Here is a 4,385-nt window from a genome sequence, read left to right on the forward strand (position 1 = left end):
CGCGAAAGGGCTGCGAAGCAGCCCCAGCGATTCTGGTGGGTGCTCAGATCCTGGGGCCGCTCCGCAGCCCTTTCGCGGCACAAGGCCGCTCCTACACTGACCGCGTAGACGGCATCGATATGTGGATGGGCGAGCTCTGTGGGAGCTGGCGATAGCCTGCGATGCGCCGCGCCAGCGGCGCTCGATCTTATAGGCGCCGGATAGTTTCCGGCGGACACCTCGCAGCCTTCAGCCACCCCCGTCGGCCTCGGTATAGCGCTGGATGATCCGCTCGATCTCACCCGACTGCTTCATCCGCACCAACGCCCTGAGCACTGCCTGAGTCGGCAGTGCCGGGTCGCTGCGCACCATGCACCCCAACGACTGCTCCTCGAGCACCGCCACCGCTGGCAAACGCTGCTGCGCCGGCAGTTGCCGGTTGAACCACTGCAATGACAACTGGTTGCTCACCGCATGCTGGTAGCGCTCGGCCTGTAGCTTGCGCAACACCAGCAGTTGGTTGCGGCTGTCCTCGCGCTGCAGGTGACCGCGTGCAAAAAGCCCCTCCAGGGTAGGGTAGTGGTAACCCAGCACTGTGCCGATGGCCTGGGCCTGCAGCCCCTCGGCGCTTGCCTTGGCGGTCTCGCCTGGGCGCCCGACCAACAGGTCGCGCTGCTCGATCAGCGGGATGCTCCAGATATAGTCGCCCGGGCGGTTGGTCAGCCACTGGCTGGCAACATAACAGCGCACGTCGATGTCGCCGCTTTCCATGGCCTCTTGCAGGCGCAACCTGGCCATCACGTGATAGTGCGGGGTGATGCGGGTTTCCCGCGCGATGCCCTGGATGATGTCGAAAACGATACCCTCGACCGGTTGCTCGGCCTCGATGCGCACCAGCGGCATGCTCCAGCTTTCGGCGATGGAAAAACGCAGCGCTGGCGGCTCGGCCAGGCTGTGGCTGCTGCATAACAACAGAATGGCCAGCAGTCGGCGCACGCTCATCCTCCTTGATCGGCCTGCTCGGTGCCTGCATTGAGCGTAGACGAGAACCGCTGGGTGCAATTTTTCCCCCGCTCCGCTAGCATTAGCGCTCTTTCCGCCCGCTCCGGTCACGATGGTTTTTTGATGAGTTATCAGGTTCTTGCACGTAAATGGCGCCCGCGCTCGTTCCGCGAAATGGTCGGCCAGGCCCATGTGCTCAAGGCTTTGATCAACGCCTTGGACAACCAGCGCTTGCACCATGCCTATCTGTTCACCGGCACCCGTGGCGTGGGCAAGACCACCATCGCGCGCATCATTGCCAAGTGCCTGAACTGTGAGACCGGCATCACCTCCACCCCGTGTGGTAGCTGCTCGGTGTGCCGCGAAATCGACGAAGGCCGCTTCGTCGACCTGATCGAGATCGACGCCGCCAGCCGTACCAAGGTCGAGGACACCCGCGAACTGCTCGACAATGTGCAGTACGCCCCCAGCCGTGGCCGCTTCAAGGTCTACCTCATCGACGAAGTGCACATGCTGTCCACGCACTCGTTCAACGCCTTGCTCAAAACGCTCGAAGAGCCGCCGCCCTACGTCAAGTTCATCCTCGCCACCACCGACCCGCAGAAGCTGCCGGCTACCATCCTGTCGCGCTGCCTGCAGTTTTCGCTGAAGAACATGAGCCCGGAGCGGGTGGTCGAGCACCTGGGCCACGTGCTGGGCGCCGAGAACGTGCCGTTCGAGGACGATGCCCTGTGGCTGCTCGGCCGGGCTGCCGACGGTTCGATGCGCGACGCAATGAGCCTCACCGACCAGGCCATCGCCTTTGGCGAAGGCAAGGTGCTGGCTGCCGATGTGCGGGCCATGTTGGGCACTCTCGACCATGGCCAGGTGTACGGTGTGCTCCAGGCGTTGCTCGATGGCGATGCGCGGGCGCTGCTGGAAGCGGTGCGTGACCTTGCCGAGCAGGGCCCGGACTGGAATGGCGTGCTCTCGGAAATGCTCAACGTGCTGCACCGCGTGGCCATTGCCCAGGCGCTGCCAGAGGCGGTCGACAACGGCCAGGGCGACCGTGACCGGGTGCTGGCACTGGCTCAGGCGCTGCCGGCCGAGGACGTACAGTTTTACTACCAGATGGGCCTGATCGGCCGCCGCGACCTGCCCTTGGCGCCAGACCCGCGGGGCGGCTTCGAGATGGTGCTGCTGCGCATGCTGGCGTTCCGCCCGGCGGACAGTGATGACGCGCCGACACCGGTGCTAAAGCCAGTGGGGATCAGCCAAGCCACAGCTGATCCGGCAACTCCGGTGGCAGCGCCGGCCGCTGTTGCCCCCGTCCAGGCGGCTACGCGTGTCGTAGAGCCTGCGCCTGTCGTCAGCGAGCCTGTGCCGGCAGCAGTAGTGCAACCTGAGCCTGAGCCAGAAACGCAACCTGAGCCGCAAATTGTGGCGCCTGCACCGGAACCGGAGCCGGACGCTGATGCCAGCGACCTGCCATGGGACGAACCGGCAGCCCCGGCGCCCGCCGTGCCTGACCCGGTTGTCAGCCAGGCGGAGTACGACGCGCCGCCGTTCGACCCATCGGCCTACAACCCGGTGGGCATGGAGCGTGACGACGAGCCGCCAGCGGACGAAGATTATTACGTGCCGGACAGCGACCCGGTGGGCTTCAGCTACCTGGACGAACTCGCCGAGCATGTCCAGGAAGAAGCCCCGGTCACGCCGCCCGAGCCGCTGCCGGCCTTGAAGCCCGCCACCGGTCTTGCCCTGCAATGGCTGGAATTATTCCCCCAGCTGTCGGTCTCTGGGATGACCGGTAATATCGCCGCCAACTGCACGCTGATTGCCGCCGACGGCGACGACTGGCTGCTGCACCTGGACCCAGGGCAAGGCGCGTTGTTCAACTCCACCCAGCAGCGGCGCCTGAACGACGCGCTCAATCAACAGCTGGGCCGCCAGATCCGCCTGAAGATCGAGCTGATCCGCCCCGAGCAGGAAACCCCGGCCCAGGCCGCAGCGCGCAAGCGTTCCGAGCGCCAGCACGAGGCAGAAATGTCGATCGAGAACGACCCGCTCGTCCAGCAGATGATCAGCCAGTTCGGTGCGACGGTGAAGCAAGATACTATTGAGCCAGTAGCGGCCCTGGCGAGCCAGGAATAATCCACGGATAACCATGCGGTGGGCGTTGAGCCGGCCGTATCACATGACCCATATCGAGGTACTTTCCCATGATGAAAGGTGGCATGGCCGGCCTGATGAAGCAGGCCCAGCAGATGCAGGAAAAGATGCAGAAGATGCAGGAAGAGCTGGCCAACGCTGAAGTCACCGGCCAGTCTGGCGGTGGCTTGGTCAGCGTGGTGATGACCGGTCGCCACGACGTCAAGCGCGTCAGCATCGACCAGAGCCTGATGTCGACCGAAGAGGACGACAAGGAAGTGCTCGAAGACCTGATCGCAGCGGCGCTGAACGATGCCGTGCGCAAGATCGAGCAGAACAGCCAGGACAAGATGGGCAACATGACCGCCGGCATGCAACTGCCGCCGGGCTTCAAGATGCCGTTCTGACCGCAACCGTGCTGCACAGGGGGAGTAACGGCCATACGGTCGTTGCTCCCTTGTTCATTCTGTCATTCAAGACTGCAGGCCTGCCTACATGAGCTTCAGCCCCCTGATCCGCCAACTGATCGACGCCTTGCGCATTCTGCCGGGTGTCGGCCAGAAAACCGCCCAGCGCATGGCCCTGCAATTGCTCGAGCGTGATCGCAGCGGTGGCACGCGCCTGGCCCAGGCCCTGAGCCAGGCCATGGACGGTGTTGGTCATTGCCGCCAGTGCCGCACCCTGACCGAGCAGGAGCTGTGCCCGCAGTGCGCCGATGTGCGCCGTGACGATACCCAGCTGTGCGTCGTGGAAGGGCCAATGGATGTGTATGCGGTCGAACAGACCGGTTACCGCGGCCGTTACTTCGTGCTCAAGGGGCATCTGTCGCCGCTCGACGGGCTCGGGCCTGATGCCATCGGCATTCCGCAACTGATGGCGCGGATCGAAGAGCAGGGCACCTTCAACGAGGTGATTCTGGCCACCAACCCTACGGTTGAAGGTGAAGCGACAGCGCATTACATCGCGCAGTTGCTGGCCGAGAAGGGCCTGGCGGCGACCCGTATTGCCCATGGCGTGCCGCTGGGTGGCGAGCTTGAGCTGGTTGATGGCGGCACCCTAGCCCATGCCTTTGCCGGGCGCAGGCCTATTGCGCTGTAGCAGCCTGTACTGGCCTCATCGCAGGCTGTCGCCAGCTCCCACAGAGATCGTGCTCAGCCGCAACAGTGCTGGTTGGACCCAATCCTATGGGAAATGATAGACAGTTGTGGCGAGCGGGCTTGCCCCGCGTTGGGCTGCGCAGCAGCCCTGAAAACCCAAGGGCTGCTGCGCAGCCC

4 protein-coding genes are annotated in these 4,385 nt (G+C 64.3%); 3 read left to right on the top strand and 1 reads right to left on the bottom strand.

The genetic code is table 11. The features are described from left to right. Positions 1–228: 228 nt before the first annotated feature. Positions 229–975 (bottom strand): ABC transporter substrate-binding protein, encoded by a 747-nt coding sequence (locus tag HU720_RS23725; RefSeq protein ID WP_346656615.1) that lies wholly within the window; start codon positions 973–975, stop codon positions 229–231. 129 nt (positions 976–1,104) lie between these two features. On the opposite strand from HU720_RS23725, the gene dnaX reads away from it, so the two are divergent. From dnaX to recR, 3 genes are all read left to right on the top strand, one after another. After that, positions 1,105–3,114, top strand: a complete 2,010-nt coding sequence (gene dnaX, locus HU720_RS23730; protein ID WP_186523564.1) for a DNA polymerase III subunit gamma/tau — start codon at positions 1,105–1,107, stop codon at positions 3,112–3,114. A gap of 68 nt (positions 3,115–3,182) precedes the next feature. Continuing rightward, a complete protein-coding gene (locus HU720_RS23735) occupies positions 3,183–3,518 on the top strand; it encodes a YbaB/EbfC family nucleoid-associated protein (protein WP_145189127.1) in 336 nt (111 codons plus the stop codon). A gap of 88 nt (positions 3,519–3,606) precedes the next feature. Beyond that, positions 3,607–4,209, top strand: coding sequence for a recombination mediator RecR (gene recR, locus HU720_RS23740; protein ID WP_186523565.1), 603 nt, complete (start codon positions 3,607–3,609; stop codon positions 4,207–4,209). Positions 4,210–4,385 lie beyond the last annotated feature (176 nt).

The organism is Pseudomonas sp. SWRI51 (genome assembly GCF_014268825.1).
Classification (GTDB): domain Bacteria; phylum Pseudomonadota; class Gammaproteobacteria; order Pseudomonadales; family Pseudomonadaceae; genus Aquipseudomonas; species Aquipseudomonas farsensis.